The sequence below is a fragment of the Shimia marina genome (genome assembly GCF_001458175.1).
Lineage (GTDB): Bacteria > Pseudomonadota > Alphaproteobacteria > Rhodobacterales > Rhodobacteraceae > Shimia > Shimia marina.
This window is the reverse complement of the sequence record NZ_CYPW01000017.1, coordinates 192,832-218,964: the sequence shown is the minus strand read 5'-3', so window position 1 is coordinate 218,964 and position 26,133 is coordinate 192,832. Positions and strand designations below refer to the sequence as shown.

Here is a 26,133-nt window from a genome sequence, read left to right as displayed (position 1 = left end):
TTATTTCGCCTTTACCACTGGGATCATGCCCATTGGGCGCCACATCAGGATTGCGACCATCAGGGCGATGTTGGAAATCAGGGCGGCTTTGGGTTCGAGAAAAGCCACGTAGTTCTGCATCAGGCCCACCAAGAGCGCGCCGATGAAGCAGCCTTCGACCGAGCCAAGTCCGCCAATGATCACCACGATGAACACAAGGATCATGGTTTGGTTGCCCATATGTGCGGTGATAACTTCTTGGTAGAGACCCCAGAGCACGCCGCCGAGCCCAGCAAGAGCCGAACCTGCAACAAAGACGCCAATGAAGACCATGCGCAGATTGTATCCAAGGGCCTGCACCATTTCCCCGTTTTCGACACCCGCCCGCACGATGAGGCCAATCTTTGTGCGGCGCAGGGTCCAGCGCATTGCGACAAAGACCACGAGGCCAATGCCCACGGCCACAAGGCGATATTTTTCCAGAGCCGCTCCAGCGAAGGTGATGGCACCTTTGAGCGCTTCTGGCCGCGTGATGTAGATCTCCTCTGGCCCCCAAAGTACAATAATCAGTTGCTCCACAACGATCAGGCCGCCCATGGTGACAAGGATCTGTTTGAGATGATGGCCATAAACTGGTTTGACAATGACCTTTTCAAAGGCCCAGCCCATGAGCCCGGTCGCCGTCATTGCGCCCAAAATGGCCAGCATCAGGGCGGTCAGGTTCCAAAGAAGATGAGGCGCACTGGTCATATGTTCCAGCACAAGTAGGAAGGAAACGCCCACGAAGGCACCTACAGAGACAAACGCCCCATGGCCAAAGTTGATAACATCCATGAGGCCAAAGACCAGCGTGAGACCTGAGGCCATGATGAAGATCATCATGCCCATAGCAAGGCCGGACACGGTGAGCGTCAACCAGCTTGACGTAGCGGGAATAGCGATGAGCCCGGCCGCTATCAGGATAAGAACCAAGAGCCCCGGCGCATAGGGGGCAAACCGTTCGCGCAGGGATGTCTGCGCTATGGTTGGGGCGTGTTCGGGGGCGGCACTCATCGGTGTCCCTCCTGTGGAGATGAGGTGAAAAGCATCAGTGCGCCTCAATGCTGAGGCCCATGAGGCGCTCTTGTAAATCTGCGTTTTGGGTCAGGTCCCGCATCTGTCCGGACCAAGACATACGCCCATCGTCCATCACGCTGGCGCTGTCGCCCAGAGCTTTGGCGACAGCAAAGTTCTGCTCGACCAGCAGGATGGAGGCACCTTGATCTTTGAGCTCTTTGATGGCGCGCGCCATGGTTGTGATGATCGCGGGAGCCAAGCCTTTGGTAGGTTCATCTATGAGATAGAGCGCGCGCTCTTCGATCATGGCGCGGGCGATGGACAACATCTGTTTTTGTCCGCCCGAGAGGGTGCCTGCGTCTTTCTTCCAAAAGGTTTCCAAAGCGGGGAACACGGTGAACATCCATTGTAGCCGAGCTTGATCAATCGGGCCTGAAACCGCCGCGAGGGTCATGTTTTCTTCGACGGTCAGATCACCGAAGATGCCCATGTCTTCGGGCACAAAGCCAAGACCTGCGCGCGCGATGGCCGGAGTGGGCAATTTGGTGATGTCTTCCCCATCAAAAAGTACACGTCCCTTATGGGCGCGCCAATGGCCGATAATCGTGCGCAGAGTTGTGGTTTTGCCGACGCCATTGCGCCCCAGAAGCATGGTGACTTCTCCGCGGGGCACTGACAGGTCGACCCCCTGCAGGATGTGATATTGGGCGATGTTGGTGAACACGCCTTCAAGTTTGAGAATGGGCGTTGCACTGTGTGTGTCAGACATGAGACAGAGCCTTTTCCAGATCGCGGCCCATGTAAGCTTCCTGAACCACATCAGAGGCCATGACCTCTGATGGATCGCCATCGGCCGCCAGGGCGCCATTGTGCAAGACGATGATGCGGTCCGCCAATGTACGGATCACGTCCATCTTATGTTCGACCAACAGGATGGCGCGATCTTTGCGCGCCTTCAGGTCAGCAATCAGATCCAATACCACGGGGGCTTCGTCCACGCTCATGCCGGCGGTGGGTTCGTCAAACATATAGACCAATGGATCCAATGCGATGAGCAATGCGACCTCCAACTTGCGTTGATCGCCATGTGAGAGTTCAGAAACGCTCTGATCAGCCTGCTCACGCATGCGCACCCGGGTGAGAATATCCATCGCGGGCTGCGTCAGTTCTTTGTGGGTGTCGGCCATTGAGAAGATGTTGAACCCGCGCCCTGCTTTGGATTGGATCACCAAGCGCACGTTTTCTAGAACGGACAGGTTTGGGAAAAGATTGGTGAGCTGGAAGGCACGCCCAATGCCAAGATGCGTGCGCTGGGCTGCGGACATGCGGGTGATGTCATGATCGTTGAGGATGACACGACCTTCGGATGCCGCAATCTGGCCAGATATCAAATTGAAGAAGGTGGTTTTGCCCGCGCCATTTGGGCCAACGATCGCAGTCAGCTCTCCGGTCCGAAAGGGGCAGCTTATGTGATCAACCGCCACGTGGCCGCCAAAGCGCACGGTCAGATTTATGGTTTCAAGAAGGGTATGCGACATGGGTCAGGAGCCTGTTGGATGACGCGCCCCGGACGTGATCCGGGGCCTCTTGTGGTGGCGCGAATTTGCCGGATCAGGCCCGGCACCGGGAGGTGAAGACGGCGCAGCGGATATAGGGTGCTGCGCCGAATAGCGCGCCAATCAGTTGCGGATTGGAATGGGGAGATCTTCGATGGAGAGCTCGCGGACCAATTCAGGAATGCCCCATTCCACGGAGTCATCCACGCGGATTTTAAAATGATACATTGGTTGCATCGCCTGATGATCTTCGGCACGGAATTTCATGGTGCCTTTGGGCGTCTCCCATTCCATACCCTCCATCGCCTCAATCAGCTCTTCGGTGTCGGTGCTGCCTGCTTTTTTGATGGCTTCGACCACGGCAATACCCGCAGACATGCCGCCTGCGGTGAAGAAATCCGGGGGCGTTCCGAAACGGTCCTGATGGGTTTTGACCAGCCAGTCGTTCACATCATTTTCTGGGATCTCATGGTAGTAATATGTGGCCCCTTCAAGCTCCGGGAACTCCTTGTATGCTTTCATTGCCGCGAGGATGTTACCGCCGGTGGCGATTTCAACACCGAAACGGGAGGGGTCCATGGCTTGGATTTTACCCATCGGATTGCCGCCGCCGGCCCAGATGATGAAAAGCTTCTTGTTGCCTTCAAGGTCTTTCATGGCGGTGAAAATACGTTCCGCCGCCGCAGTGAAATCAGTTGTATCGGTGGGGACATATTCTTCATGGACAATGGATTGTCCCTGTCCTTCCAGAGCTTCGCGGAAGGCGGCGATCCCGTCGCGGCCAAAAGCATAATCCTGTGCAAGTGTGGCGATTTGAGCGTCTTCACCTGCAAGTGCGATGGCGTTGGCAACGGCATCTTGGGAGCTGTTGCGCCCGGTGCGGAAGATATAGCGATTCCAGTTGGCACCGGTGATGCTGTCTGCGACCGCAGGCTCTACAATCAGGAGCTTTTCATATTCCTCTGCGACCGGCAGCATGGCCAGAGCAACGCCTGAGCTGACGGGCCCCACCGCGACGTCGACTTCGTCATCGCCATAGGCCTCTTCCAGCAGAGCTTTGCCATTGTCCGGCTTGAGTTGCGTGTCCTTTTCAATCACGATAAGTTTGTCGCCGTTGATTTCCATGGTGCCACCCGTGGCGTATTCCAGACCAAGCATGAGGCCGTCGTGTGATTGCTTGGCGTAGGCCTCAAAGGGGCCTGTTTTGCCATAAACATGCGCGATCTTGATGTCCGCGGTTGCAGCGCTGGTCAGCGCCAAAGCAGAAACCGCGCTCGAAATGAGCCATTTCTTCATGAATCTTCCTCCCTGAACTCACCTCAGGCGCGCGGCCAGAGGGATTGGCTATATCGTAGGTGCCGGGGGCAAAAACGGTCAATTCGGGGAAACTACGTAGGTGGGGCGGCCTATGTCTGTCGCCCGCCTATGCCGCGTGGTGTGAGGCATGGGGTCCCTTCTTTCGTTGCGTGAAAGTGGTTAATGGACGCTGCGTTTGCGGTTCCTGCCGTGGCCAAAGAAATTGCGTTTTTGGCAGTTTCCGTGCATGAATAGCCCCATGACAGGCAAGATTAATATTCCCAGTACAACTCAATCGCTTCCCATCGCTTTGTTGCGTGCGCGGGAGCGGGTCATGAAACCTGCGCGTGCATTGTTGAGTGATGCCGGTGTGACAGAACAGCAGTGGCGCGTGGTGCGCGTCCTGGTCGAAGAGGGACCGCTGGACCCCACGACCATCGCGGAGCGTGCGGTGCTTTTGTTGCCCAGTCTAACACGCATTTTGCACAAGCTGGATGAGAAGGGGTATGTCACCCGCCAACGCGATGAGCAGGACGGCCGCCGCCAGGTAATCCAAGCAACCGATGCTGGCCGTGAGTTGATTGCTGTGAATATGCCCGCGGCTCGGGGATATGCACAGCAACTAAGGGAGCATTTGGGTGACGAAAGATACGATCAGTTACTAGAGTTGCTTGATGATCTCAATCAGATCGAGTTTTGACTGTTAGGCTCAGTGCGTGCCTTGTTTATAGCAGCGCGCAGTAGAACGGTATCACCGATTTGGTTGGCCAAAATCAACAGCAGGCGCGCGTTGAGTGCATCGCTTTGTGATTTGGTCAGCCCTGTATGGGCATTGACCAGCGCGGCATAAAACCCATCTGCGTCGTCTAGGTTTTGGGTCAGTACAAGGGGGGCGGTTTGATTTTCTGACATCCGGCTACTCCTTGCCTGTCGCGCGCCGCAGAGCTGCGCGGAACTGTAAATCGTCATAACTTTCTCGGCGAGCGGCGATATGCTGGTCTGGTCTGATGAGGTAGACGGCACTTGGACAGTCGCCCAGAAACTGGCGCGTGAGTGTACGTGAGATGTCATCCCGGGCCGAGAGGGCAAGGCGTTTCACTATGACGTCGTTTTCTGTAACGCTATCGGGGGCGTCGGCATCTATGGTGAGTAGGGTGAAACCGTTGCCAAGAACGTCCAGAAGATAGTGATCCCCCAAGGGAGCATCCGGACAGCGGCTGCCGGGGCGGCTCATGTCAGGCCCTGCCAATGCATCAGCAGAATTGAGGGGGCTGGTGTCATAGTTGGATGGGGTGGTGAGGCGTCCCGAGTTGACCATAGAACGGGCAAAGTCATAGTCTTTAGCAAGCGTCAGCACTGCGTCGCGCAGGATGCGGCTCGTCTCTGATTTGGGGGTGATGAATTCCGTGGCGTTGACGGAATTTTGCATGTTCTCATCGGCGCTGCACGCGCGTTCGATGTGATAACTCTGGATCAGCGCTGCGGGTGCGCCCCCTTCAAGTACCAGTTTGAGTTTCCAGGCGAGGTTGTCCGCATCCTGCAAACCTGCATTCGCACCCCTGGCGCCAAAGGGGGACACTTGATGGGCGCTGTCGCCTGCAAAAATCGTGCGACCATGTATAAAGTTCTCCATGCGGCAGCATTGGAAGCTGTAGACAGACGCCCACTTTAGAGTGAAAGACGCTTCGTCCCCGAGCATGCTTCTAAGGCGCGAGGTAACATTTTCCGGGCGTGCTTCTTGTTCTTTGTCGATGTCGGGGCCCAGCTGCAAATCAATGCGCCAGAGATTGTCTGGCTGTTTTTGCAGGAGCGCGGATTGACCCTGATTGAACGGTGGATCAAACCAGAACCAGCGTTCCGCAGGGCGGTCTGTGGTCATCTCAATATCGGCAATTAGAAAATTATCCTCAAACATGGTCCCGTCAAAAGGGATGCCCAACATGCGGCGTGTGGGGGAGTTGGCCCCGTCGCAGGCGACCAGCCAGTCGGCCTCTATGGTGTAGCTGCCTTCTGGCGTCTCGACTTCCAGTGTGACGTGATCGTCATGCTGACCAATGGCCTCAACCTTGTTCCCGCCACGAATTTCGATGGGTGCGTCTTGCTTTTGCAGGTCGCGAATGCGGGTGATCAGGATTTCTTCTAATGCGTATTGCTGCAAATTGAGGAAGGCGGGCCATTTGTGGCCCGGATCTTCTGCGTGGGCGAAATCATAAATCTCCCGCTGGCCTAGGAACACCTTGCCTTTGCTCCAGTGCAGGCCGCGGTCCATCATCTCGTGACCACAGCCGATACGATCGAGAATTTCCAGCGGGCGTTGGCCAAAGCAAAAGGCGCGCGACCCTTTGGCAATGTGGTCACCGTCTGACAATAGCACCACTTTCACGCCTTGCTGTGCAAGATCTACGGCGGTGGCAAGTCCGACAGGGCCTGCACCAATGACAACGACAGGGTGGCGTACGGGCAGGCCTTCATCCTGATCAGGGCTGCGTGAGTAGGCGTAAAGCGGAGCGTCAAAAGTCTTAGTCATGGGGCATCTCCCATTGAAAAGCGCGCGTGCAACGGGGAGATGATTGTGAACAATTGTGGGGCGTGCCACGATCTGGATCAAAGACAGCCGGTGCATCGCGGCCCTAAGGAGCCGCGCGCGGTGACAGGTGGTGCTGCTGGCTTCAAGCGCTGAGGATCAATGGCGACGATGCCTGCGCACCATTTATGGCGCACTTTCTCACGTCAGATTTTATTCACCGCTAGAGGAGATTATCTCGACAATCTGAGGCGTGACGCGTTGTTGCATGGCCTGCAAGTCACTGCCCATGTTGGTCATAACGGATTGCATCATGAGAGGCATTTTGGTCATGATCGATGCGCCATGTTCGGAACTGTAGAACGCGATCAGCGCCTGAAGTTCGTCTTCTGAAAAAGACGTTGCCATCGTGTCTTGCATCAGAACTTCGAGCTTGGGTTTGAAACCCTGCATCTCGCCAGACATCAGCGCGCCAAGGTCGTTCCACTGCTGTTCTGTCAGCTCAATGCTGGGGGGCATTGAGAGCTTCATCTGAGAGATCATGGAGTCTTTTGAGAACATGTCATCCATCATCTGCTGGACTTCGGGCATCTGTGTGTAGGCCTGTGAGAGATCTGCTGCAGATTGCGCCTGCACAGAGGTTGCAAACAGTGGCAGGCAAAGGGCAAGGATGCGGGAAATATTTTTCAAGAGACTGTCCTTTAAGTACATTCTACTTTTGAGTGTGTATGGGGAATTGGACAATTCGCCAAGCGATTTGCCGCAATCACACCGGTGTCTCCACGGGTTTGGGAATGTCGTACTGAAGCTGCAAAATTCCGCCGGATTTTGGTGTTGCGGATCGAAATGTGAGCGGGTGTTGCACGCCTTTGGCAAAACAGGGCAGCCCATCACCCAGTAAGGTTGGCATGACAAACACGGAGATTTCGTCAAACATGCCGGCATCGATGGCGGCCCGCTGCGTCTCGCCTCCGCCCATGATCCAGACGTGTTTGTGCCCCTTTGCCTCAATGGCTGATCGTAGATCATCCATCGGTCCGGCGGCGGTGATGTGATCCCCCTTGTAGTCATGACGGTGGGTCAGAACGTAGCCTGCGCGATCTCCATAGGGCCAGCCCCAGCGCAGTACCTGACAGAAAGTACTGCGGCCCATGAGAACCGCATCCACAGATTGAATAAATGCGTCATAGCCTCCGTCAGCTTCGTCATGACAGTCGGCCAAAGCAGCGTTGAAAGGGGTTAGCCAGTCCACGCTGCCATCCGGCGTGGCAATGTAGCCATCCAGACTCATTGCGACATATCCAACATAGCGAGGCCGTGTGGTCATCTGAGTTATCTTTCGTAGGGGTCCGAAAGCGCGGGCAGAACGGTGCCACTACAGTCACCAAATCCGATGGTGTAGCCGTCTCCCCGCGCAGCGCCGGACAGGGTGAGCGTGTCTCCATCCTCAATGAAAGTACGCTGCTCCCCCGTATCAAGGGTCAAAGGCTCTTTTCCGCCCCAGCTCAGTTCCAGGAGACTGCCACGCTCTGGTTTGTGGGGGCCAGAGATCGTACCTGAGCCCAGAAGATCTCCGACATTCATCGGGCAGCCAGAACTGCTGTGGTGCGCAAGCTGTTGCGCGGAAGAGTAATATAGTTGTTTGGCATTTGTGCGTGCGATGGACGTGGCCGCTTTGCCATCTGGTGCCATCATGACGCTGAGGTCGATGTCATAAAGCATCGGCCCCACATCCTTGAGGTGTTCCAACAAGGCAATCTGTCGTGCTGGAGCATGGGTGCGGAATGGGGCGAGGGCCTCTTTGGTGACAATCCATGGAGAAAGGGATGTGGCGGTGGCTTTGGCCTGAAACGGCCCAAGGGGCTGATACTCCCAAGCCTGAATATCGCGCGCCGACCAATCATTTAGAAGCACGTAGCCAAAGATATTGTCGTCAGCTTCTTGGACCGTGAGAGGCCCATGCGACGCCTGCCCGACAATGGCACCAAGCTCCAATTCAATGTCAAACCGGCGGCTGGGCAGAAAGGCAGGCTGCGTGTGGTCTGCGGATTTCAACTGCCCCCAAGGGCGGCGGATTGCCGTTCCGGAAACCACGACGGATGAGGCGCGACCATTGTAGCCGATTGGCATGTGCCGCCAGTTTGGCGGTAGGGCGTTTTCTGCGCCGCGAAACATTGTGCCGACATTCACTGCGTGATGCTCGCCGGCATAAAAATCGGTGTATTCACTGACCTTAAAAGGCAAGTGCAGTGTCGCTTCCGTCAGAGGCAGAGAGAAATACGTGAGAGTTTCCTGAATGTCTTCTGAGGCGGATATGCTCAAGAGGGCTTGCAACATGTGGCGATAGCTTTGCCAGACCTTTGGGCCCAGTTCCATAAAGTCGTTCCAATAAAGCGCGTCCAGCACATCGGCATCAGGATCCGCCCGCAGGATATTCGCAGCTTCCAGACCCGTTAGATCGACAATGCGTTCGCCGATCGCGGTGCCACATCGTAATGCGCCATCTGATACGGAGAACACGCCATAAGGCAGGTTGTTGAGCGGAAATGGATGGTCTGGTGCATTGGCGCTGTCGATCCAAGACGGGAGCAAAGCCATGGGCGGGTCCTTTGGAGTGTATCAGAGAGAAATGGTCATGCCATCGGTGCCAATGAACAGAGGGCCATCCCATGTGCATCGGGTCTCTTCCTGCCAGTGTGCTTCTGTGAAATCCGGATCATCGCAGGGCACAAGATGGTTGAGTGCCAGTCGAGCCACCCCGGCGTCTTTGGCAATACGCCCAGCTTCAGCTGCCGGGGTGTGGCTGCGTTCCAGATGCAGACGCAGCCGGTCATCCCCATTGCCGACCCGCGCACAGAGCGCATCAATGCCTGCCGAGAGCATGGCCTCATGGACCAGCAGGTCGGCCCCTTGGGCAAAAGAGACCATCTCCTCCATTGGGGCTGTGTCGCCTGACAGGACAACGCTGTGTTCTTGGCCTTCAATGCGCAGGGCGAAGCTGTCGATGATGGGAGGATGTGTGTTGCGCATGACTTTCACCTGAAGCGATCCAAGGGCCATGTCACCGGTGTTGAGCACATGGATCTGTGCCAAAGGTGCCAAGGCGGGGCGGCCTTCGTCGCGCAGGCGCAGCTCGATATCAAAGGACATGGCTTGCAGGAAGCTGTCCCAATATTGCGTCAGCCCTTCCGGGCCATAGATCGCGATTGGCGTGTTCAATCCTGCGGTCCACGCGGTGTGCAGAAGGGGGCCCAGTTCAAGATAGTGGTCAGAATGCAGATGTGTAATCAGGATGGCATCCAGATCTGTGAGAGCCATGCCAGCATCACAAAGCGCGCGGCTCACGCCAAGGCCCGCATCCACCAAGACAGTCATTCCATCCATTTGAATAAGCAAGGATGTGGGCATGCGGGTGCCCGGACGAATGGCAGGCCCGCCTTTGGTGCCCAGTAAGGTGACCTGTGTGTGATGCATGATGTGTCCAGTGCTGAGCGGTTTCATTTGACCCCAAATATCCTGGGGGAGTCACAGTTTTCTGTGACGGGGGCAAAGCCCCCTGTTTTTGACGGCGAGCTTACTTTTTTCCCGGAGTTCCGTCGAACTTCTTTTCGATCTCCGTCCAACAGGTGATGTAGTCGTCCTGCACCGGGGCCTCTTGTGCGGCAAATTTGGTGAGATGCTGGGGAAAGCGGGTCTCAAACATAAAGGACATAGTATTGTCGAGCTTATCCGGGCCAAGGTTGGCGTTTGAGGCGCCTTCAAATGCGTTTCTGTCAGGACCGTGCGGCATCATCATATTGTGCAGGCTCATGCCGCCAGGGGTGAAGCCCTGTGGTTTGGCGTCATACTGTCCATAGATGTTGCCCATCAGCTCGGACATGATGTTCTTGTGGTACCATGGCGGGCGGAAGGTGTCTTCGGCCACCATCCAACGCTCGCGGAACAGAACAAAATCGATATTGGCAGTGCCCGGCACGCCTGAGGGGGCTGTCAGTACTGTGAAGATAGAAGGGTCTGGGTGATCAAACAGCACGGCCCCCACTGGGCAATAGCTGCGCAGGTCGTATTTCAAGGGCGCGTAGTTGCCGTGCCAGGCCACCACATCCAGCGGGGATTGACCAATCTGTGTGCGATGAAATTGCCCGCACCATTTAACGTTCACGGTGGAGGGCCCTTCGCGGTCTTCAAAGGCCGCCACAGGCGCCTTGAAATCTCGCGGATTGGCCATGCAATTGGCCCCAATCGGGCCGCGACCGGGCAGCTCAAATTTCTGTCCATAGTTTTCGCAGACAAAGCCGCGTGCAGGGCCTTGCAGCACCTCAACGCGGTAGACCAGCCCGCGTGGCAGGATGGCAATCTCTTTGGGCTCCAGATCTATGATGCCCAACTCTGTGTAAAACCGCAGCCTCCCTTCTTGCGGCACCACCAGCAGTTCGGAATCCGCAGAGAAGAAATACTCATCTTCCATGGAGCTGTTCACGAGATAAATATGGCTGGCCATGCCCACCTGTGTATTCACGTCGCCCGCAGTCGTCATGGTGCGCATGCCTGTGATCCATGTGAGCGCTGCGTCAGAGTGCGGCACCGGATCCCATCGGTATTGTCCCAGACTGTTCAGAGACGGATCAATATTGGGCGCGGATTGCCAATAAGGCACATCAATCTTTTCATAGCGGCCATTGTGTTTGACCGAGGGACGCAGCCGATAGCACCACGTGCGCTCAACATGTTCTGCCGTGAAGGCGGTACCGGAGAGCTGTTCTCCGTAAAGACCATAATTGCATTTCTGCGGGCTGTTCATCCCCTGAGGCAAAGCGTCGGGCAGGGCTTCGGTTTCATAGTCGTTGCCAAAGCCGGGCATATAGCCCGCATGGGGGCCTGGCAGGGATGGCGCACGGGTCATGCGAGGCGCGATAGGGACAGCGGTCATTTTGGCACTCCTGACAAAAACTAGTTGCAGAAGTAATAGTTGATTTTGTAACTAACAAGCGGGAGGTGCCTATATGTCTGGATCAGACGATTTCGATCTTACGCAGTTTTTGCCCTATTTGTTGAATCAGGCCGCGGAAGAATCCAGTCTTGGATTTCAGAAGGTCTACAAGGGGCGCTACGGTATTTTGCGCAGTGAGTGGCGTGTGTTGTTTCACCTCGGTGTCTATGGTCGACTGACGGCCACAGAGATCGGACAGAAAGCCAAGGTTCACAAAACCAAGGTGAGCCGGGCTGTGCAAAAACTGGCGGAGCGCCGCTATCTCAAGCGGACACCCTGTGAAATGGATCGTCGTTTGGAGTGGCTTGAACTGACGGTAGCCGGGCAGGCTGTGTATCGTGATTTACATGGCGTGGCTGCGCAGTTTGAGCAGGAGCTGAAGGCAAAATTGACCGCGCAGGAGGCACAAAGCCTTAAGAGTATTCTTGCAAAACTGTCATAGAGCTACGCGTCATCATGTGATCGATTCGCATGCATTGCGGAGGATGGGTGGCGACAGTTTGCGCCTTCTCAGCGGATTGTGTTGTGCTGGATAACAATGGTGATCCCAATCCTGTGAGAAAGGAGCAATTTGAGCTAAATGGCTTGAGTCGCGCGTAGAGCCTGTGGCAGGTTTGAGCAGTTATTTTATTGGGTTCGGGAGAGTTCTATGCGTCTTTGGACAAAAATGAACACCACCATCGTTGCCTTGTGTCTGACGTTTTTGAGCGCGCCCGCTGCTATGGCACAGGATTATTCGGGGTGGCGGCAGCGCTGGTGGAATTGGTGGAATGCCCGCTATGGCGGCGGTCAGGGCGGTGGCTCACCTCACAGCGGTGGCTCCAATGCGGTGCCTGAAATTGATGCGAGCGCCGGGCTTCTTGCGGTTGCTGCAGTTCTGGCAACTTTGGCTTTGGCTTGGGAACTGCGCCGCCGTCGCGCCAAATAGCACGTCTCTGAATAGGGAATGTAACTTGGTGATGGGCGTTCAAATGAGCGCCCATTTTGCCGTCCAGAGTGCAAAAACGGCGATTGTGGCATTGGCGCTCATATGGGCGATGATGGCATCAGAGAGCCTATTCTGGCGCATATAGAGCATGGCAAAAACGACGCCCGCCAAAGCGCCTGCGAGCATGCGCTCATGCATCAGGCCAAACAGTAGGCTGGACAGAAAAACAGCCAACACGGCCCATAAAATCCCGCCGCGATTCAGCCGCCGGACTACATATCCGCGGAAGAAAAGCTCTTCGATCACCGGCACAAGAAGAATGGTGCCTACCAAGCGCAGTGTGATCCATGTCGTCGTCGGCAATGTGGGCTGGGCTTTTGATGGCGCGCTGGTGAGGACCCACATCATACCCACACAGAGCCCGACCAATACGGAAGCCAGACGGGGCGCGGATATGAGGCTGCGGAGTGCAGGGAAGAAAAACCACAATGTCGCGCTCATCAGCCCGACGCGCAATGCGTAGCCGTCATCGGAGTTTTGCCAGAAGGTGGATGCCATCACGCCAGACAGCATCATGGCGATGAAGGGAACGATGCGCAGTGCCAGATCGTCCTGTCTCAGAGAAGCGCGTGGAGACGCTGTCGTTGAGGTTTGTCGATGCAGCCAGCTTGCGCGAGTGGCGATGAATACGATCCCCAGCGCCAATGCGGTGAACATCAGCCACCCAGCATAGGAATGAAACCCATTCAGCGCATGTTCAGGAGAGACATTGGCGCCAATTACAATCAGGATCGAGATGCGCAGGATATTGAAGATCCAGCTGGTTAATACAGCCAGAGGAAAGAGGATGAGCCAGAACCAGTTTTGTCGCAGTTCTGAGCGCATCAGTAGGGCATAGATCCCCATGAAAATAGTGATAAGCGCAATGCCTTCCACACCGGAACACTGGCTTGCGATCTGTACATAGAAGTCCTTGACGCCGATTTCGTAGCTCGGTGGATGCACACCCACCTCAAACCCCCAGAGGCTGAGACAGATAAACACCAAGAAGAACGTGAGGCTGCTGAGCGCAGACAATTCCCAAGCCGGGCGTATCAGGTTTGCCAGATCCGGGATGAGAGATCCTGTTATTAACGCCAGAGGTAGCAGGTAGCTGTCACTGCGCATCCAGCGGCGCCATTGTTTCCAAGGCGTCACCCAGAGCAAAAGACTCATAGCGGCGCACAGTCCGCCGGAGAGGAGCAACACAAGGCTGGGTGTGAAGGTTTTGCTGATCTCAGCGGCCCCAAAGACAAAAATGGGCAAAAAGATCAGCGTGATCCCAAATATGTGACTGCCGATCCAGAGGCGATGGCCGGGTGATTTTTGGATCGCAGATGAAAGCGTGCGAAAAGCCATCGGGCGCAGCCAGAAATAGATCGCCATGACGGCCATCACCGACAGACCACGCGCTGTCATGGAGCGCAGAGCACGACAGGCTGTTTCAATCTCTGTCAGGCGACATTCGATGGATGCCATGACTTGATAGGTCACTATGACCAAGAGCAGCTCGGCCATAGCCAGAGCTGCGGCCGTGATGAGGCGAAAATTGCGGCGGGTGCCGGAAGCGTTGGAGATCTCCGGGCCCGCCATCAGGATCAGAAGTCGACCGAGACGCCGGGGAGGTTGATCGCCTTGATCAACTCGCGCAGCTCCTGACGGGCGGCGACATTTGAAATGTTAAGTTGTTTCACGCCAATGTCGCGCAGATCAAGAAGCGTGAGGCCGCGCGGGAACAGCTCCCGGAAGACAACCCGTTCGTTGAAGCCTGGAGCCACGCGGAAGCCGATGCGTTTGGCAAGCTTATCAAGCGCTTTGCCCATCTTTTCTTTGTTGACCATCTGCTGCGCCCCCATGCGATTGCGCATGACAATCCAGTCGATGGGTTTCAGGCCAGCCTGCGCCCGCAGTTGGCGCGCGTTCCAGACCATTTCGGAATAGACCGAAGGCCCCAGAATCTTTTCTCCATCTTCGTCAATCTTGGCCAATAGATCGAAGTCGACAAAGCTGTCATTCAGCGGGGTCACCAGCGTATCGGCAAGTGAATGGGCCACCTGACTGAGACGGGTGTGGGAGCCGGGGCAATCGATCAGGATGAAATCATTATCTGGCTCAAGCATAGAGACCGCTGCGGAAAGGCGCTGGTCATAGATGTTTTCTCCGGGTTGCAGCGCGTCTTGCGCGATTTCCGGGAGATCGTGGTAATCTGGGCCGGGAAGCTCAATACCCGCTTTTTCGGAAAATTTCCGACGGTTGGCCACGTAGTTGCCAAAGCTCTTCTGACGCAGGTCAAGGTCCAGCGCGCCAACCTTATGGCCCATGCGGGCCAGAGCCGTGGCAATGTGCATGGAAAGGGTGGATTTACCTGCGCCGCCCTTTTCGTTCCCGACAACGATAATATGTGCCATGCCCTGTGTCCCTGCTCACTATTTCAGTGCCGCGGCTCTTACGGTGCGGCCTTGTTGGTGTCTACTATATGTTGTGATTTTCCACAGGAAAAGTCGCTTCAATGCGGTGCATCACGCCATGTGCCTGTTTCGAGATCATCCAGCTTCCATTGTCCGATTTGTGCGCGGATCAATCGGAGAGTCGGGTGACCAACTGCGGCGGTCATACGGCGGACCTGACGGTTGCGCCCTTCGCGGATGGTCAAAGCGATCCAGCAATCGGGCACGGATTTTCGAAACCTCACCGGCGGCGTGCGGGGCCAGAGACCATGCGGTTCGTCGATTTGTTGAACCTGCGCGGGTTTGGTTAGCCCGTCTTTGAGTTCTACCCCGGTACGCAGCGCTGCCAGTGCTGCGGCATCGGGGGTGCCTTCGATTTGCACCCAATATGTTTTGGCCATTTTGTGCCGCGGATTTGAGATACGTGCCTGAAGTTTGCCATCATCGGTCAAAACCATCAGTCCTTCGCTGTCACGATCCAGACGTCCAGCAGGATAAACCTTTGGTACATCGATGAAATCAGACAAGGTCCGGCGGGTACTCCCCTCGGTGCCCTTGTCGGTAAACTGGGACAAGACATCGAAGGGTTTGTTGAAAAGGATCACGCGGCTCATGACGCCGTGTTACACGTCCCGCGCTTGGGGTTGCAAGTTCTGCGTCTCTGGGCTCTGGTGCGGGCCAAGAGCGAGAGGGAAAAGCCAATGGATTTCAAAGATATGCAGCCTGAAACTTTGCTGGCGCAGGCCGGTGGGGCAATTGACATGCAAAGCGGAGGTGTTGTGCCGCCGATCCAGCCGGCGACCACCTATGCGCGTGATGAAAATTACACCCCGCTGAATGCCGATAACATTTATTCACGGCCCCACAATGATGTGGTGCGCCAAGCCGAGCACGTTCTGGCAGAGCTAGAAGGCGGGGCAGCGGGCTTGCTGTTTCCTTCGGGTATGGCGGCGATAGCGGCGTTGTTTCGCACGGTGCCAAGTGGCGGTCGTGTGATCATTCAAAGTGGGATTTACTGGAATACAACCAAGTGGATCCGGGAGTTTTGCGCGCGTCGCCAGATTGTTGTGGAGGAGGTTGATGCCAGTGATGCGGCGGCTCTTGCTGCGATGTGCAGTGCCGGTCCAGCCAATATCGTTTGGGTGGAGACCCCGTCCAATCCCTGGCTCAAAGTCACCGATTTGGCCGCTGCCAAAAAGGCGGCTGACAGCTGCGGTGCATTGTTGGCGGTCGACAGTACAGCGGCGTCGCCAATTTTGACCAACCCTCTGAAATTGGGCGCAGATATTGTGATGCATTCGACCACGAAGGTGATCAATGGGCATTCAGATGTATTGGGTGGCGTGTTGGTGACCAAGGAAGTGACACCTGTTTGGCAAGAGATTGAGATTGATCGCGCTGGGGCCGGAGCCGTGATGGGGCCGTTTGAGGCTTGGTTGCTTTTGCGGGGGATGCGGACCTTGGCTTTGCGGGTGGATCGGATGGTTGATAACGCTATGAAAGTCGCGCATTATCTGGAGGATCATCCTCAGGTCGAAAGCGTTTTGTTTCCGGGGCTTGAGAGTCATCCCCAACACGCATTGGCCAAGGCTCAGATGCCGGGCGGGGCGGGGTTTTTGATGTCATTTCTCGTCAAAGGCTCTCGGGAGACAGCGCTTCAAGTTGCTGGAAAGATGAAACTCTTTCATCGTGCGACCTCATTAGGGGGCGTGGAGAGCCTGGTAGAGCACCGTCATACGATTGAGCCTCACACCGGCATTCCTGAGACCTTGTTGCGGATTTCGATTGGTGTTGAAAACGCCGATGATCTGATCGCGGACCTTGGGCAGGCTATGGGGCAATAAGCGCATATGTTTTGCGTCAGTATCGCATCTGTATCGCGTCGGTATGGGGGCGGTACATTGTCGGAGTGACATCAACGTCTGATGCCCTCTTGATGTGCGTTAAATTTACCAGATTGGCAGAGCGTTCATGGCGGCTCTGCCAATCGATTCTTAAGGCGTTTGGACAATTTTGACAGGCATTCTGTCTGGCGCTTTGGTGCCGGATGCTGCGCGAGACCTTGACTGTGAAGAAACGCCTTGAAAACCCATCTCTGATTACCCCGTCCTATGAGGACAAAGGGCTGTTTAAAAAGCCTCCCACTGAGCTGGTTGTTCAGTTGATACCGAAGTTTGGAAAGAACACACGCCGCGATGTCATCATAAAGGGTTTGGTACAGGGCGACGTCGAAGTGGAGGTGGTTTTCGCCGGGCGCCGCAAGAAGCAGGCCGCAGAGCTGGTTGCTTTGCTCAGGCGGAAGTGGGAAGTGGCCACGTACCGTTTGCCCAAGGATGTGCCGCCGCCAGACCGGAAAGAGATTCAGTTGCCAACACGGGTGCAAGGTTCCTGGCGCACACGGATGACCGAAATGGGCGACGGCACGCAGGATCTATACCTGCGCGAATACCAATTGCTTGTGGCGCGGTGGGCCTATCATTCAGAGGGCGGCGCGTTTCGCAGCTTTGGTGAACCGCCCTTTGTGGAGCAGCTTATGGATGAGGCCAACGCAGACGTCTGAGCCTGCGCGCCGCGAACCACTACCAGAGTACGTCGATGATTTTGCCAGCGCTGTGCAGGCAGACGCCTTTCCCGCCCGCAGTTGTAAAGCCGGAGCTGTCTGCATAGAGCATGTTGCACTGCATGGTTGACCCTTTGTTGCCAAATAGGGTTGCAGGCACCGGGCCGCTGATGCGCATGGCAAAGTCATCATCGTTGATGCCGGGATTGGGGTTCACGCCCAGATCGTAGTTTGCGTTGTTGTCAGGATAAATGGCTTCGCCGGTAAAGGTCTCTCCATTCATGACAGCCGTATATGTGTCCCGATCCAAGCCTTGCTTATAGGAGAAGGCGACAGGCGTGCCCTCGCCGCGGACAACACCATGCATCGTGCCGCCGCAGGCGCTTAGGAAAAGGGCGATCGTCAGAGGGAAAAATGTTGATGTTTTGACCATGCGCTGGGCTTTCTGTGAAGCATTGTGAGGTGGTTTTCTTTTTGGTTTTTCACGGCTTGCGATCAAAATGCAATGGCTGTGTTTCACGCAGATCAATTAAAAAGTCAGCGTCAAATTGCACGCTTGATCTTCTTGGGTTGAGGCGGCTTCATGCTTTGGAGGCCTCTATCACGCTGATCAAGGGAACCGCCAATGAAACTGGAATTTCACCACATCAATTTTGTCTCTCATGATGTGGATCGTCTGCATGATTTCTACACCAGAGTTTTGGGATTGGACGACATTGCGCAGGACGAGTTTCCGCGTACGCAGGCTGATGACAGTTCTGGATATGACGGCAAGATCCGCTTTGCGACGGATGGCGATATGCAGATGCATTTAGCGGAGCGTCGACTGGATGTGGCCTTTGTCAACGGGCAGGTGATCAACCCGGTGGATCGTGGTCATATTGCATTTCGCACGGATGACATTGCGGCGTTTCTTCAGGTGTTGGAAGATAATGATGTACCCTACTCAGACTATGGCACGGCCTTTGCAAAGGAATGGCATCAGGTGTTTTTTCTGGATCCTGAGGGCAATGTCATTGAGGTGCATCAGCAGGTGGCATGATCTGCGGTCGCCAACTCACCTATCCTTGAAGCAATCGTGATTGGCCGCAGGGCGCATTTGCCGCGACTGTGGGGCAAATGGGTTTGTGAGAGAGGCTGTCATGGCAAATGGGGCAATTGGTGTTGAGGCACAGGCGATCGGGATGCGTGTGCGGCATTGGGCAATGAGTGCCATGGTCGGTCTGGGGGTTTTGATCGGTGCGCAGCAGGCCTGGGGGCAAAACCATGTGGAGGTGCCCGCGCATGTTATGGCCGAATTTGGCCAGCCGCCAGTTGTGCCCAATGGCAAGCTCTCCAAAGAGCTGCGCGCGGCGGTGAAAACCACATTTGTGGACAGTATGCGCGATGGCGGATGGGGGCCTGATCAGAGCGAAGCGCTCGCTGTGATTTCTGCATCGGGAGATGCGCGTCTTGTCTGGATCATTGCGGATCTGATGCGCTTTGTCAGCTCGCCTGAGTTAAACTTCGTGCTCAGCGATGCAGCAGCGGAGCTTTTGGAGATTGAGCGGCCGCGTCAGAATGAATGGGGCGTGATCACGGATCATCTGATCGCTTGGGATATTCCGGAGCCCCCCGGCTATCTGAAGGCCAAACGGGCGATTTTTACAGCGATTGTGCCAGAGTGGGACCGTTTGTTTGTGAAAGGCGATATTGACTGGCGTCATGTGTCGTGGGGCGGCGTGCTGATTGATGATCGTCCCTTTGATGAAACAGATGAGCTGTGCAACTGCATCCCGGCTGTGGACAATCCAGAGGTCAGCAGCGCGGCAGAGGCGACATGGCTCAAAGAAAGCGATGTTGTCTTTGGCATTGAAGTGAATGGGGAGGCGCGGGCCTATCCCCGGCGCATCATGGAAGTGCGGGAGATGGTGAATGACTCTCTGGGTGGGCGCGACCTTGGCATTCCTTATTGTACCCTGTGCGGTGCGGCGCAGGCCTATTTCACCGATGATGTGCCTGCGGGTGTAAAGCGCCCTGTGCTGCGCACCTCCGGCATGCTGATCCGATCTAACAAAGTGATGTATGACGTCGAGAGTTATTCGGTGTTTGATACGTTTCTGGGCAAAGCGGTGACAGGGCCGCTGGCCAAGAAAGGCGTGACACTCAAGCAGGCAAGTGTGGTGACCACCACTTGGGGCGAGTGGCGCGCAGCACATCCTGATACAACGGTTCTGGTGGAGGCGCTGGCGCTGGGGCGGGATTTTGATTTCCGCAATGGGCGCGATGCAGATGGGCCGATCTTCCCGGTGGGTGACGTGGATCCGCGGCTCTCTGTGCATGAGGATGTGATCGGGGTTGTGACCGCCTCAGGCACGCCTGTGGCGTTCCAGCGCTCCAAAGCTATGCTGGCATTGCAGCGTGGTGAAGAGATCGCCGTGGAAAACGTGCGGCTGGTAATGGACGGTGGCGGCGTTAAGGCTGTGGATGCCAATGGGGAGGATCTGGGCAGTCATCAGGCCTTCTGGTTTGCCTGGTCGCAGTTCTATCCGGGGACAGAATTGTGGCAGGGCTAAAGGGTTGCTTTGATGTGATGCATTCGGTGGCAGCAACTCGTTTTTAGGTGCGACAGATAGGTCAGTTTTGTGTGCAGTAGTGGGATTGTTACACGCTAGGTCTATATTGGGCTGTGTAACAACTTTGCGGCGAGCATATGAAAGATCTTGGGGCGGAAACAGGAAAGGCGGCCTCTTCGGAGCAGGTCACCAATAAGCAGGCGGGTACAGAGACGCGCCCTTTGCGCCAGTTCTGGGCGCAGCAGTTAGGTGGTGTATCACCGGTGTCCACTCTTTCGATGATGAATGATTGGGCGCTGCATCTGATGAGCGCGCCAGATAAGCAGCTTGAACTGGCGCAGCAGGCGCAGGCACATTGGACCGCTTGGTGGGAGTTTGTGGCCAAGGGCTGCCCTGATGATCCGCAGGCACGGCCAATCGCACCTCAGAAGGGCGACCGACGGTTTGATGGGCCGGGCTGGGAGAAACCGCCGTTTGCGGCGCTGGCGCAGGGGTTTCTGCTTGCAGAGGATTTTGCGGATCAGGCCACATCAGAGGTGCCAGGGCTGGATCTGTCCCGTGACAAGGCCATGACGTTTCTGGCGCGGCAGATGATGGATGCTTTGGCGCCTTCGAACTTCTTGCTCACCAACCCTGAGGTTTTGGAAAAGACCGCGCAGGAGCAGGGCCAGAACTTGATGCGCGGGGGCGCGCAGTTCTGGGAGGATTGGGCGGCGTATCACATGCCACAAAAAATGGGGGCTGGGCAGGAGGTGCCTAACTCTCAAGTGGGGACCGAGGTGGCGGTCAGCACGGGCAAAGTGGTGTTGCGCACACATTTGATGGAATTGATACAATATGCGCCCACGACGGATGTGGTGCATCCTGAGCCGCTTTTGCTCATGCCCGCCTGGATCATGAAGTACTACATTCTTGATCTGAAGCCGGAAAATTCGCTCGTGCGGTATCTGACGTCACAGGGGTTTACGGTCTTCATGGTGTCTTGGCGCAATCCTGATGCATCGGACAGTGAGCTCGGCATGGAGGATTATCTGGAGCAGGGGCCTCTGGCTGCGCTTGACCATATTTGTTCAAGCCTTGAGGTGAGCGCTGTGCATGGCTGCGGGTATTGTCTGGGCGGCACGCTATTGTCGGTTATGGCGGCAGCCTTGGCGCGAAAAGGAGATGACCGCCTGAAGACGGTGACATTGCTGGCCGCTCAGACAGATTTCAGCGAGGCGGGTGAGCTTAATCTGTTCATCGATGAAAGCCAGTTGTCGACACTTGAAGACATGATGGCCGCGCAGGGCTATTTGGATGGCGCACAGATGGGCAGCGCCTTTGCTGTGATGCGCTCGAACAATTTGATTTGGTCGCGTATGGTGCGCAGCTATCTGATGGGGGAGCCGGACGCTCCGCCAAATGATCTGATGGCGTGGAATGCGGATACCACTCGCATGCCGGCTCGGATGCATGCGGATTATCTGCGACGTATGTATCTCAACAACGATCTGGCTGCGGGGCGCTATGCGGTGCAGGGACATGCGATTTCCTTGCGGGATGTTCGGCTGCCAGTTTTTGCCGTTGGCACGGAAAGCGATCACGTGGCGCCTTGGACATCTGTGTACAAGATTCACGGGCTGACACATGCGGATGTCACCTTTGCTTTGACCAACGGGGGGCATAACGCTGGCGTGATTTCTGAGCCGGGTCACAAGCGCCGTCATTTCCGTTTGCATACCACAGCTGACAGCGCGCCAGCGCTGACGCCGGAAGACTGGTTAAATGTGGCGCAGGAGCAAGAGGGCAGTTGGTGGCTGGCATGGGCGGATTGGCTTGCCGCGCATTCCAGCCCGAAAGGCGCGGTGCTTGAGATGTCCGAGGGTTTGGCTGATGCGCCGGGCAGCTACGTGCGCATGGGGTAAAGCGCCCCTGGCGTGGCAGGGGCGAGATGGTTTTAGCCACGTCCGCGGTAGGGGGGCACGCCCTGATCGGGGATCCAGACGCTTTCCGGCATCGCGCCGGTTTGCCAGAAGACATCAATCGGGATGCCGCCGCGGGGATACCAGTAGCCGCCGATGCGCAGCCATTGGGGCTCCAGAAAATCGGCCAGACGGCGGGCGATGGAGACGGTGCAATCCTCGTGAAACGCGCCGTGGTTGCGGAACGATCCCAAGAAGAGCTTCAGAGATTTGCTTTCCACCAGCCATTTGCCGGGCACATAGTCGATCACCAGATGGGCAAAATCAGGCTGGCCAGTCATCGGGCAGAGGGAGGTGAATTCCGGTGCGGTGAAGCGCACGTTATAGGCCACATCGGCCTGTGGGTTTTCCACACGCTCCAGTTCAGCCTCTTCCGGGCTTGTCGGCATAACGGTTGCACCACCGAGTTGTTTTAGGTTGCTGTAGATGTCTTCGCTCATCTTTGTTCTCCAACTATGGGCCAGGGGCCCGAGGGGCGTTTTTAGACGCCGCGTTTGTTGCCCCAGACCATGACATGCAGCTGTGGCAGCACGCGCGGGGCGAACCAGCCAGCAGCCACCACTTTGTCGATCAGCCATTCCAGCCGGGCGGTGGTTTCGGTGAGATCGACAGGTTTGTCAGGATCCACCATCAGATTGCCCGGTTGCAGATAGAGAGGCAGATCGGGAAAGCGGGCATGGGCGGCCTGTGCCCACGCAAAATCCGCATCATCAAAGATCACGATCTTTATGACGCTTTCCGGGCCATTCCCGGCAGCCTCAAGGCAGCGCTCAAAGGCGGACCAGTCCACCTCTTCGCCGCTGGAGGGCGGCTTTGGGCTGAGGACCAGCGTATCAAGAGCGGCAAACCAAGGTTTGGCGATTGATCCCTGCGTTTCGCAGGCGAAGGTATAGCCCTCAGACTTGCCCAGTGCGATCAGCGGGGCAAAGTCATGAATGGCTGGGTTGCCGCCGGACAGAGACACGGTGAGCGGGCGGTCGCCTGACAGGGCACGCACTTCCGTCATTACGGCTTCTGGGTCCATTGGGAGCCAGTCGTGCCGGTGCGCGCTGTCCACGGCATGAAGACTGTCACACCAGCTGCAGCGGTAGTCACATCCGCCGGTGCGCACAAAGACTGTGGGCGCACCAATGAGCACGCCCTCACCTTGAATAGTGGGGCCAAAAATCTCAGCTACGCGCAGGGTCATGGTCGATACTCGGCCCATGTTTTGGGGGTTTCTGAGACTTTAACCATAGCGACCTCGGACCAGCGGGATTTGCACCAGTCATAGAAATGCTTGGCGAGGTTTTCTGCCGTGGAAGGCACGTTGAGCAGATCGTTGAGGTGCCGGTGATCAAAGTGATCGTCGATGTAGGATTTCAGCGGTTTGAGCTCGTGATAATCGCGCACAAAGCCGTCGGCGTTCAGCTCGGCGGCGGCCAGTTCGACCACCACGATATAGTTGTGCCCATGCAGGCGCGCGCATTGGTGATCGTCGGGCAGATGAGCGAGTTGATGGGAGGCGGAGAAGTGAAACTCTTTGGAGATGCGAAACATCAGCTTGCCTCCCGCTCGGCCACGGCGGTGCGCCAGAAATCCGGATCCTCATAGGGTGTCGGATCGCTGACACCCGCAAGGTCAAAGGCCTCACGCCGCTCCACACAGGTGCCGCAGCGGCCACAGTGCTGTGCGCCACCTTTGTAGCAGGACCATGTCAGCGCAAAGGGCGTGTTGGCAGCTGCGCCATCGGCGACGATGTCAGCTTTGCTGCGGTGGACAAACGGCGTGTGCAGGCGCACATCGGCATAGCCCTCCAGCGCGGCCTGCTGCATGGTGTCAAAGGCCTCAGTAAAGCCAGGGCGGCAATCAGGATAGATGAAGTGATCCCCGCCATGCACAGCGGTGGCGACGCGACGGTCGCCATTGGCTGCGGCGATGCCATAGGCGATGGTCAGCATGATGGCGTTGCGGTTGGGCACCACAGTGATGCGCATGGTTTCCTCAGCATAATGCCCATCGGGCACATCCACATCCGCTTCGGTCAGGGCAGAGCCGGTGAGGGCGGCGCCAACCGCGCGCAGGTCGATGATGTGATGGGGCACCCCAAGGCGTTCCGCACAGGCCGCAGCGGAGTCGAGCTCTTTGCGGTGGCGTTGGCCGTAGTCAAAGGAGACCAGTCGGGAGAGATTGCCTTCGGTAGCCACAATGTGGGCCAAAGACACGGAGTCCAGTCCGCCGGAGCAGACAACAGTAGTTTTCATTTTTGTAACCCTTGTTTTGATGTACCGGGTAGGCTGCGACCGGTGCGCGCGGCTTTTAGAGCGGCGTGCGGGCAAAGGCAAGAGCGCGATCTTCACAGCTCTGTGGGAGAGGAGATCTGCCCAATAAAAAACGCCGCCCCGAGGGAGGCGGCGTCTCTTCTACAAAGGTGGTGAGGCTCAGAAGCCCAGACCTTCGTATTTCTTTTTGAATTTGGACACGCGGCCACCGGCATCCATAAGACGGGTGGAGCCACCGTTCCATGCGGGGTGCACGGATGGGTCTACGTCCAGCGCCATGGTGTCGCCTTCTTTGCCCCAGGTGGAACGCATCTTGATGATGGTGCCGTCGGTCATTTTCACGTCGATGAAGTGGTAATCGGGATGGGTATCTTTTTTCATGAGACCACTCCTTACGCTTTTTTGGGCTTGTAGTTGGTGTCTTCTGCGATACGTGCGGATTTACCACGACGTGCGCGCAGGTAGTACAGTTTGGCGCGACGTACACGAACACGACGCACAACAGTGATGCTGTCGATGTTGGTGGAGTACAGTGGGAACACACGTTCCACGCCTTCGCCAAAGGAAATCTTGCGAACAGTGAACGAGCCAGCGATGCCGGAGCCGTTTTTGCGGCTGATGCAGACGCCTTCGTAGTTCTGCACACGGGTGCGCGAGCCTTCGGTCACTTTGAAGCCGACACGGATGGTGTCACCGGCTTTGAAATCGGGGATCTCTTTCCCCAGCGTAGCAATCTGCTCCGCTTCGAGCTGTGCGATCAGATCCATTGGATCATCTCCTATGTTGCTTGTGGTTATATCCACAAAGGTTTGATGCACCTCAGAACTCTTGGTCTTCTTCCGGATCCGCCACATGTGAGCGCCCGCCAGAGGGTCAGGTCGTCTTTTCTTGTCTTTCGTGTGCTGGGATTGCCACCAGAGCCGAAGAAAGCAAAGGCCTATACAATGCACAGCACGTCCGAACGACTCATAAAGAGCCGCAGACAGGCGGTGCATAGGGCAATCAGGTCTTTGATGCAAGAACGGAGTGGCGGTTGTCTGCGCGACAGGCGCTTTGGGGAGAGCTGCTATTGCGTTTGGTGACCACTGCGCGGTTTAGTGGCCGCAATTGGTGTGGTTTGAGTGTAGGTGTGACATGCGTTTGATAGTCTTTGCGATGGCGATCGTGGCGAGTTTGCAGGGGTGTGGTCGTCGCGCACCTGAGCCCGCTGTTCTGGAGCAGATAGAGGCGCAGGACGCCGCTCGGATTGCGGCTTTGGCGGCGCAAGTTGTGACCTATCCGGACTTTGGGGATGATGACCCTGTAGAGTGGGACAGGCGCGCGCCGCAGACCTATCCGGTGCATGGGATTGATGTGTCCCGATGGCAGACGGACATCGATTGGCAGCAGGCGCAGCGCGCGGGGGTGAGTTTTGCTTTTCTGAAGGCCACGGAAGGTGGCGATGTGGCCGATCCGATGTTTGCGACGCATCGGCGGGGCGCAGAAACTGCCGGGGTGCCATGGGGGGCGTATCACTACTACTATTTCTGCCGTTCTGCGGAAGAACAGGCGCGGTGGTTTATCCGCAATGTCCCACGTGGCGCGTCCTTGCCGCATGTGCTGGATATGGAGTGGACGCCGAAATCCAAGACTTGCCGGCTGCGACCGCATGGACGGGATGTGCGCCGGGAAGCGCGCAAATTTCTTGATCTGCTGGAGGCGCATTATGGGCGGCGGCCGGTGATCTACACCACGGTGGATTTCTTTGCGGACACGGGCATTGGCACGCTGCATGATACGGAGTTCTGGTTGAGATCGGTGGCGGCCCATCCGCAGAAAACCTACCCGGGTGCCTATTGGGTGTTCTGGCAATACAGCGGAACGGGGCGCGTTCCTGGCATTGAGGGGCCGGTGGATCTGAACGTGTTTCGTGGCGCGCCGGAAGGCTGGATCCGCTGGCAGGAGCGTTAATCTCAGGGCGGATTGTAAAATCGCACCTGTT

Annotated in this window: 30 protein-coding genes; 9 read left to right on the top strand and 21 right to left on the bottom strand. The window is 56.5% G+C overall.

Annotated elements, in window-relative coordinates; genetic code table 11:
• The 4 genes from SHM7688_RS09405 to SHM7688_RS09390 all read right to left on the bottom strand — a co-directional run bounded on the left by SHM7688_RS09405 (nt 1) and on the right by SHM7688_RS09390 (nt 3,887).
• Nucleotides 1–1,032, bottom strand: coding sequence for a branched-chain amino acid ABC transporter permease (locus SHM7688_RS09405; RefSeq protein ID WP_058239667.1), 1,032 nt, complete (start codon nt 1,030–1,032; stop codon nt 1–3).
• A gap of 34 nt (nt 1,033–1,066) precedes the next feature.
• A complete protein-coding gene (locus tag SHM7688_RS09400) occupies nt 1,067–1,804 on the bottom strand; it encodes an ABC transporter ATP-binding protein (RefSeq protein WP_058239666.1) in 738 nt (245 codons plus the stop codon).
• Nucleotides 1,797–2,573 carry an ABC transporter ATP-binding protein gene (locus tag SHM7688_RS09395; protein ID WP_058239665.1) on the bottom strand — a complete coding sequence of 259 codons (777 nt, stop codon included), beginning with the start codon at nt 2,571–2,573 and terminating at the stop codon, nt 1,797–1,799. The genes SHM7688_RS09400 and SHM7688_RS09395 overlap by 8 nt, the downstream gene beginning before the upstream one ends.
• Before the next feature lie 141 nt (nt 2,574–2,714).
• Entirely contained in the window at nt 2,715–3,887 is a 1,173-nt protein-coding gene (locus SHM7688_RS09390; RefSeq protein ID WP_058239664.1) for a substrate-binding domain-containing protein, read from the bottom strand.
• A 259-nt stretch (nt 3,888–4,146) separates the two neighbouring features.
• On the opposite strand from SHM7688_RS09390, the gene hpaR reads away from it, so the two are divergent.
• Nucleotides 4,147–4,587 (top strand): homoprotocatechuate degradation operon regulator HpaR, encoded by a 441-nt coding sequence (gene hpaR / locus SHM7688_RS09385; protein ID WP_058239722.1) that lies wholly within the window; start codon nt 4,147–4,149, stop codon nt 4,585–4,587.
• Here the strand turns inward: hpaR and SHM7688_RS09380 are convergent.
• From SHM7688_RS09380 to hmgA, 7 genes are all read right to left on the bottom strand, one after another.
• Nucleotides 4,572–4,799, bottom strand: coding sequence for a DUF2783 domain-containing protein (locus SHM7688_RS09380; protein WP_058239663.1), 228 nt, complete (start codon nt 4,797–4,799; stop codon nt 4,572–4,574). The two genes, hpaR and SHM7688_RS09380, sit on opposite strands and share 16 nt — an antisense overlap.
• A 4-nt stretch (nt 4,800–4,803) precedes the next feature.
• A complete protein-coding gene (locus SHM7688_RS09375; RefSeq protein WP_058239721.1) occupies nt 4,804–6,414 on the bottom strand; it encodes an FAD-dependent oxidoreductase in 1,611 nt (536 codons plus the stop codon).
• 210 nt (nt 6,415–6,624) lie between these two features.
• Nucleotides 6,625–7,101 (bottom strand): DUF2059 domain-containing protein, encoded by a 477-nt coding sequence (locus SHM7688_RS09370; RefSeq protein WP_158500683.1) that lies wholly within the window; start codon nt 7,099–7,101, stop codon nt 6,625–6,627.
• A gap of 76 nt (nt 7,102–7,177) precedes the next feature.
• Nucleotides 7,178–7,738, bottom strand: coding sequence for a dihydrofolate reductase family protein (locus tag SHM7688_RS09365; protein ID WP_058239661.1), 561 nt, complete (start codon nt 7,736–7,738; stop codon nt 7,178–7,180).
• A gap of 5 nt (nt 7,739–7,743) precedes the next feature.
• Nucleotides 7,744–9,009: a fumarylacetoacetase gene (fahA, locus tag SHM7688_RS09360; protein ID WP_058239660.1), complete on the bottom strand. Its 1,266-nt coding sequence runs from the start codon at nt 9,007–9,009 to the stop codon at nt 7,744–7,746.
• A gap of 21 nt (nt 9,010–9,030) precedes the next feature.
• Nucleotides 9,031–9,912 (bottom strand): MBL fold metallo-hydrolase, encoded by an 882-nt coding sequence (locus SHM7688_RS09355; RefSeq protein WP_233486605.1) that lies wholly within the window; start codon nt 9,910–9,912, stop codon nt 9,031–9,033.
• A 73-nt stretch (nt 9,913–9,985) separates the two neighbouring features.
• Entirely contained in the window at nt 9,986–11,341 is a 1,356-nt protein-coding gene (gene hmgA, locus SHM7688_RS09350) for a homogentisate 1,2-dioxygenase (RefSeq protein ID WP_058239659.1), read from the bottom strand.
• Between the two features lie 73 nt (nt 11,342–11,414).
• Here hmgA and SHM7688_RS09345 point away from each other — a divergent pair, with 73 nt between their 5' ends.
• Nucleotides 11,415–11,843 (top strand): MarR family winged helix-turn-helix transcriptional regulator, encoded by a 429-nt coding sequence (locus SHM7688_RS09345; protein WP_058239658.1) that lies wholly within the window; start codon nt 11,415–11,417, stop codon nt 11,841–11,843.
• Between the two features lie 207 nt (nt 11,844–12,050).
• Nucleotides 12,051–12,329 (top strand): VPEID-CTERM sorting domain-containing protein, encoded by a 279-nt coding sequence (locus SHM7688_RS09340; RefSeq protein ID WP_058239657.1) that lies wholly within the window; start codon nt 12,051–12,053, stop codon nt 12,327–12,329.
• 39 nt (nt 12,330–12,368) lie between these two features.
• On the opposite strand, the gene xrtE is transcribed toward SHM7688_RS09340, so the two are convergent.
• From xrtE to SHM7688_RS09325, 3 genes are all read right to left on the bottom strand, one after another.
• Nucleotides 12,369–13,961 carry an exosortase E/protease, VPEID-CTERM system gene (gene xrtE / locus SHM7688_RS09335; RefSeq protein WP_058239656.1) on the bottom strand — a complete coding sequence of 531 codons (1,593 nt, stop codon included), beginning with the start codon at nt 13,959–13,961 and terminating at the stop codon, nt 12,369–12,371.
• 5 nt (nt 13,962–13,966) lie between these two features.
• Nucleotides 13,967–14,776 carry a division plane positioning ATPase MipZ gene (locus tag SHM7688_RS09330; protein ID WP_058239655.1) on the bottom strand — a complete coding sequence of 270 codons (810 nt, stop codon included), beginning with the start codon at nt 14,774–14,776 and terminating at the stop codon, nt 13,967–13,969.
• Nucleotides 14,777–14,874: 98 nt separating this feature from the next.
• Complete coding sequence (locus SHM7688_RS09325) at nt 14,875–15,429, bottom strand: pseudouridine synthase (protein WP_058239654.1); 555 nt, start codon at nt 15,427–15,429, stop codon at nt 14,875–14,877.
• An 87-nt stretch (nt 15,430–15,516) separates the two neighbouring features.
• Between SHM7688_RS09325 and SHM7688_RS09320 the strand changes: the two genes are divergently transcribed.
• Nucleotides 15,517–16,659: a trans-sulfuration enzyme family protein gene (locus tag SHM7688_RS09320; protein WP_058239653.1), complete on the top strand. Its 1,143-nt coding sequence runs from the start codon at nt 15,517–15,519 to the stop codon at nt 16,657–16,659.
• 224 nt (nt 16,660–16,883) lie between these two features.
• Nucleotides 16,884–17,375, top strand: coding sequence for a hypothetical protein (locus SHM7688_RS09315; protein WP_144432536.1), 492 nt, complete (start codon nt 16,884–16,886; stop codon nt 17,373–17,375).
• A 19-nt stretch (nt 17,376–17,394) separates the two neighbouring features.
• Here the strand turns inward: SHM7688_RS09315 and SHM7688_RS09310 are convergent, their stop codons facing one another.
• Complete coding sequence (locus tag SHM7688_RS09310; protein WP_058239651.1) at nt 17,395–17,808, bottom strand: hypothetical protein; 414 nt, start codon at nt 17,806–17,808, stop codon at nt 17,395–17,397.
• A 192-nt stretch (nt 17,809–18,000) separates the two neighbouring features.
• Between SHM7688_RS09310 and SHM7688_RS09305 the strand changes: the two genes are divergently transcribed.
• The 3 genes from SHM7688_RS09305 (at nt 18,001) to SHM7688_RS09295 (ending at nt 21,834) form a co-directional block, all read left to right on the top strand.
• The gene (locus SHM7688_RS09305) at nt 18,001–18,417 is read left to right on the top strand and encodes a VOC family protein (RefSeq protein ID WP_058239650.1); all 417 of its coding nucleotides are present in this window, start codon (nt 18,001–18,003) and stop codon (nt 18,415–18,417) included.
• A 100-nt stretch (nt 18,418–18,517) separates the two neighbouring features.
• Nucleotides 18,518–19,930 carry a DUF3179 domain-containing (seleno)protein gene (locus tag SHM7688_RS09300; protein WP_223229229.1) on the top strand — a complete coding sequence of 471 codons (1,413 nt, stop codon included), beginning with the start codon at nt 18,518–18,520 and terminating at the stop codon, nt 19,928–19,930.
• Between the two features lie 137 nt (nt 19,931–20,067).
• Entirely contained in the window at nt 20,068–21,834 is a 1,767-nt protein-coding gene (locus SHM7688_RS09295) for a PHA/PHB synthase family protein (protein WP_083499003.1), read from the top strand.
• 32 nt (nt 21,835–21,866) lie between these two features.
• Here the strand turns inward: SHM7688_RS09295 and queF are convergent, their stop codons facing one another.
• The 6 genes from queF to rplS all read right to left on the bottom strand — a co-directional run bounded on the left by queF (nt 21,867) and on the right by rplS (nt 24,919).
• Nucleotides 21,867–22,331 (bottom strand): preQ(1) synthase, encoded by a 465-nt coding sequence (gene queF, locus SHM7688_RS09290; protein ID WP_058239649.1) that lies wholly within the window; start codon nt 22,329–22,331, stop codon nt 21,867–21,869.
• A 41-nt stretch (nt 22,332–22,372) separates the two neighbouring features.
• Nucleotides 22,373–23,080 (bottom strand): 7-carboxy-7-deazaguanine synthase QueE, encoded by a 708-nt coding sequence (queE, locus tag SHM7688_RS09285; protein ID WP_058239648.1) that lies wholly within the window; start codon nt 23,078–23,080, stop codon nt 22,373–22,375.
• Nucleotides 23,077–23,430, bottom strand: coding sequence for a 6-carboxytetrahydropterin synthase QueD (gene queD, locus SHM7688_RS09280; protein ID WP_058239647.1), 354 nt, complete (start codon nt 23,428–23,430; stop codon nt 23,077–23,079). The genes queE and queD overlap by 4 nt, the downstream gene beginning before the upstream one ends.
• Nucleotides 23,430–24,134, bottom strand: coding sequence for a 7-cyano-7-deazaguanine synthase QueC (queC, locus tag SHM7688_RS09275; RefSeq protein ID WP_058239646.1), 705 nt, complete (start codon nt 24,132–24,134; stop codon nt 23,430–23,432). The genes queD and queC overlap by 1 nt, the downstream gene beginning before the upstream one ends.
• Nucleotides 24,135–24,311: 177 nt before the next feature.
• A complete protein-coding gene (gene rpmE / locus SHM7688_RS09270) occupies nt 24,312–24,533 on the bottom strand; it encodes a 50S ribosomal protein L31 (protein ID WP_058239645.1) in 222 nt (73 codons plus the stop codon).
• A gap of 11 nt (nt 24,534–24,544) precedes the next feature.
• Nucleotides 24,545–24,919, bottom strand: a complete 375-nt coding sequence (gene rplS / locus SHM7688_RS09265) for a 50S ribosomal protein L19 (RefSeq protein WP_058239717.1) — start codon at nt 24,917–24,919, stop codon at nt 24,545–24,547.
• 367 nt (nt 24,920–25,286) lie between these two features.
• Here rplS and SHM7688_RS09260 point away from each other — a divergent pair, with 367 nt between their 5' ends.
• Nucleotides 25,287–26,102: a glycoside hydrolase family 25 protein gene (locus SHM7688_RS09260; protein WP_058239644.1), complete on the top strand. Its 816-nt coding sequence runs from the start codon at nt 25,287–25,289 to the stop codon at nt 26,100–26,102.
• The last annotated feature ends 31 nt before the right edge of the window (nt 26,103–26,133 follow it).

Bases quoted from the DNA above. Each gene is read 5' to 3' on its own strand.
- SHM7688_RS09405 (WP_058239667.1), bottom strand. From the start codon at position 1,032: ATGAGTGCCGCCCCCGAACACGCCCCAACCATAGCGCAGACATCCCTG.
- SHM7688_RS09400 (WP_058239666.1), bottom strand. From the start codon at position 1,804: ATGTCTGACACACACAGTGCAACGCCCATTCTCAAACTTGAAGGCGTG.
- SHM7688_RS09395 (WP_058239665.1), bottom strand. From the start codon at position 2,573: ATGTCGCATACCCTTCTTGAAACCATAAATCTGACCGTGCGCTTTGGC.
- SHM7688_RS09390 (WP_058239664.1), bottom strand. From the start codon at position 3,887: ATGAAGAAATGGCTCATTTCGAGCGCGGTTTCTGCTTTGGCGCTGACC.
- hpaR (WP_058239722.1), top strand. From the start codon at position 4,147: ATGACAGGCAAGATTAATATTCCCAGTACAACTCAATCGCTTCCCATC.
- SHM7688_RS09380 (WP_058239663.1), bottom strand. From the start codon at position 4,799: ATGTCAGAAAATCAAACCGCCCCCCTTGTACTGACCCAAAACCTAGAC.
- SHM7688_RS09375 (WP_058239721.1), bottom strand. From the start codon at position 6,414: ATGACTAAGACTTTTGACGCTCCGCTTTACGCCTACTCACGCAGCCCT.
- SHM7688_RS09365 (WP_058239661.1), bottom strand. From the start codon at position 7,738: ATGACCACACGGCCTCGCTATGTTGGATATGTCGCAATGAGTCTGGAT.
- fahA (WP_058239660.1), bottom strand. From the start codon at position 9,009: ATGGCTTTGCTCCCGTCTTGGATCGACAGCGCCAATGCACCAGACCAT.
- SHM7688_RS09355 (WP_233486605.1), bottom strand. From the start codon at position 9,912: ATGAAACCGCTCAGCACTGGACACATCATGCATCACACACAGGTCACC.
- hmgA (WP_058239659.1), bottom strand. From the start codon at position 11,341: ATGACCGCTGTCCCTATCGCGCCTCGCATGACCCGTGCGCCATCCCTG.
- SHM7688_RS09345 (WP_058239658.1), top strand. From the start codon at position 11,415: ATGTCTGGATCAGACGATTTCGATCTTACGCAGTTTTTGCCCTATTTG.
- SHM7688_RS09340 (WP_058239657.1), top strand. From the start codon at position 12,051: ATGCGTCTTTGGACAAAAATGAACACCACCATCGTTGCCTTGTGTCTG.
- xrtE (WP_058239656.1), bottom strand. From the start codon at position 13,961: ATGGCGGGCCCGGAGATCTCCAACGCTTCCGGCACCCGCCGCAATTTT.
- SHM7688_RS09330 (WP_058239655.1), bottom strand. From the start codon at position 14,776: ATGGCACATATTATCGTTGTCGGGAACGAAAAGGGCGGCGCAGGTAAA.
- SHM7688_RS09325 (WP_058239654.1), bottom strand. From the start codon at position 15,429: ATGAGCCGCGTGATCCTTTTCAACAAACCCTTCGATGTCTTGTCCCAG.
- SHM7688_RS09320 (WP_058239653.1), top strand. From the start codon at position 15,517: ATGGATTTCAAAGATATGCAGCCTGAAACTTTGCTGGCGCAGGCCGGT.
- SHM7688_RS09310 (WP_058239651.1), bottom strand. From the start codon at position 17,808: ATGGTCAAAACATCAACATTTTTCCCTCTGACGATCGCCCTTTTCCTA.
- SHM7688_RS09305 (WP_058239650.1), top strand. From the start codon at position 18,001: ATGAAACTGGAATTTCACCACATCAATTTTGTCTCTCATGATGTGGAT.
- SHM7688_RS09300 (WP_223229229.1), top strand. From the start codon at position 18,518: ATGGCAAATGGGGCAATTGGTGTTGAGGCACAGGCGATCGGGATGCGT.
- SHM7688_RS09295 (WP_083499003.1), top strand. From the start codon at position 20,068: ATGAAAGATCTTGGGGCGGAAACAGGAAAGGCGGCCTCTTCGGAGCAG.
- queF (WP_058239649.1), bottom strand. From the start codon at position 22,331: ATGAGCGAAGACATCTACAGCAACCTAAAACAACTCGGTGGTGCAACC.
- queE (WP_058239648.1), bottom strand. From the start codon at position 23,080: ATGACCCTGCGCGTAGCTGAGATTTTTGGCCCCACTATTCAAGGTGAG.
- queD (WP_058239647.1), bottom strand. From the start codon at position 23,430: ATGTTTCGCATCTCCAAAGAGTTTCACTTCTCCGCCTCCCATCAACTC.
- queC (WP_058239646.1), bottom strand. From the start codon at position 24,134: ATGAAAACTACTGTTGTCTGCTCCGGCGGACTGGACTCCGTGTCTTTG.
- rpmE (WP_058239645.1), bottom strand. From the start codon at position 24,533: ATGAAAAAAGATACCCATCCCGATTACCACTTCATCGACGTGAAAATG.
- rplS (WP_058239717.1), bottom strand. From the start codon at position 24,919: ATGGATCTGATCGCACAGCTCGAAGCGGAGCAGATTGCTACGCTGGGG.
- SHM7688_RS09260 (WP_058239644.1), top strand. From the start codon at position 25,287: ATGCGTTTGATAGTCTTTGCGATGGCGATCGTGGCGAGTTTGCAGGGG.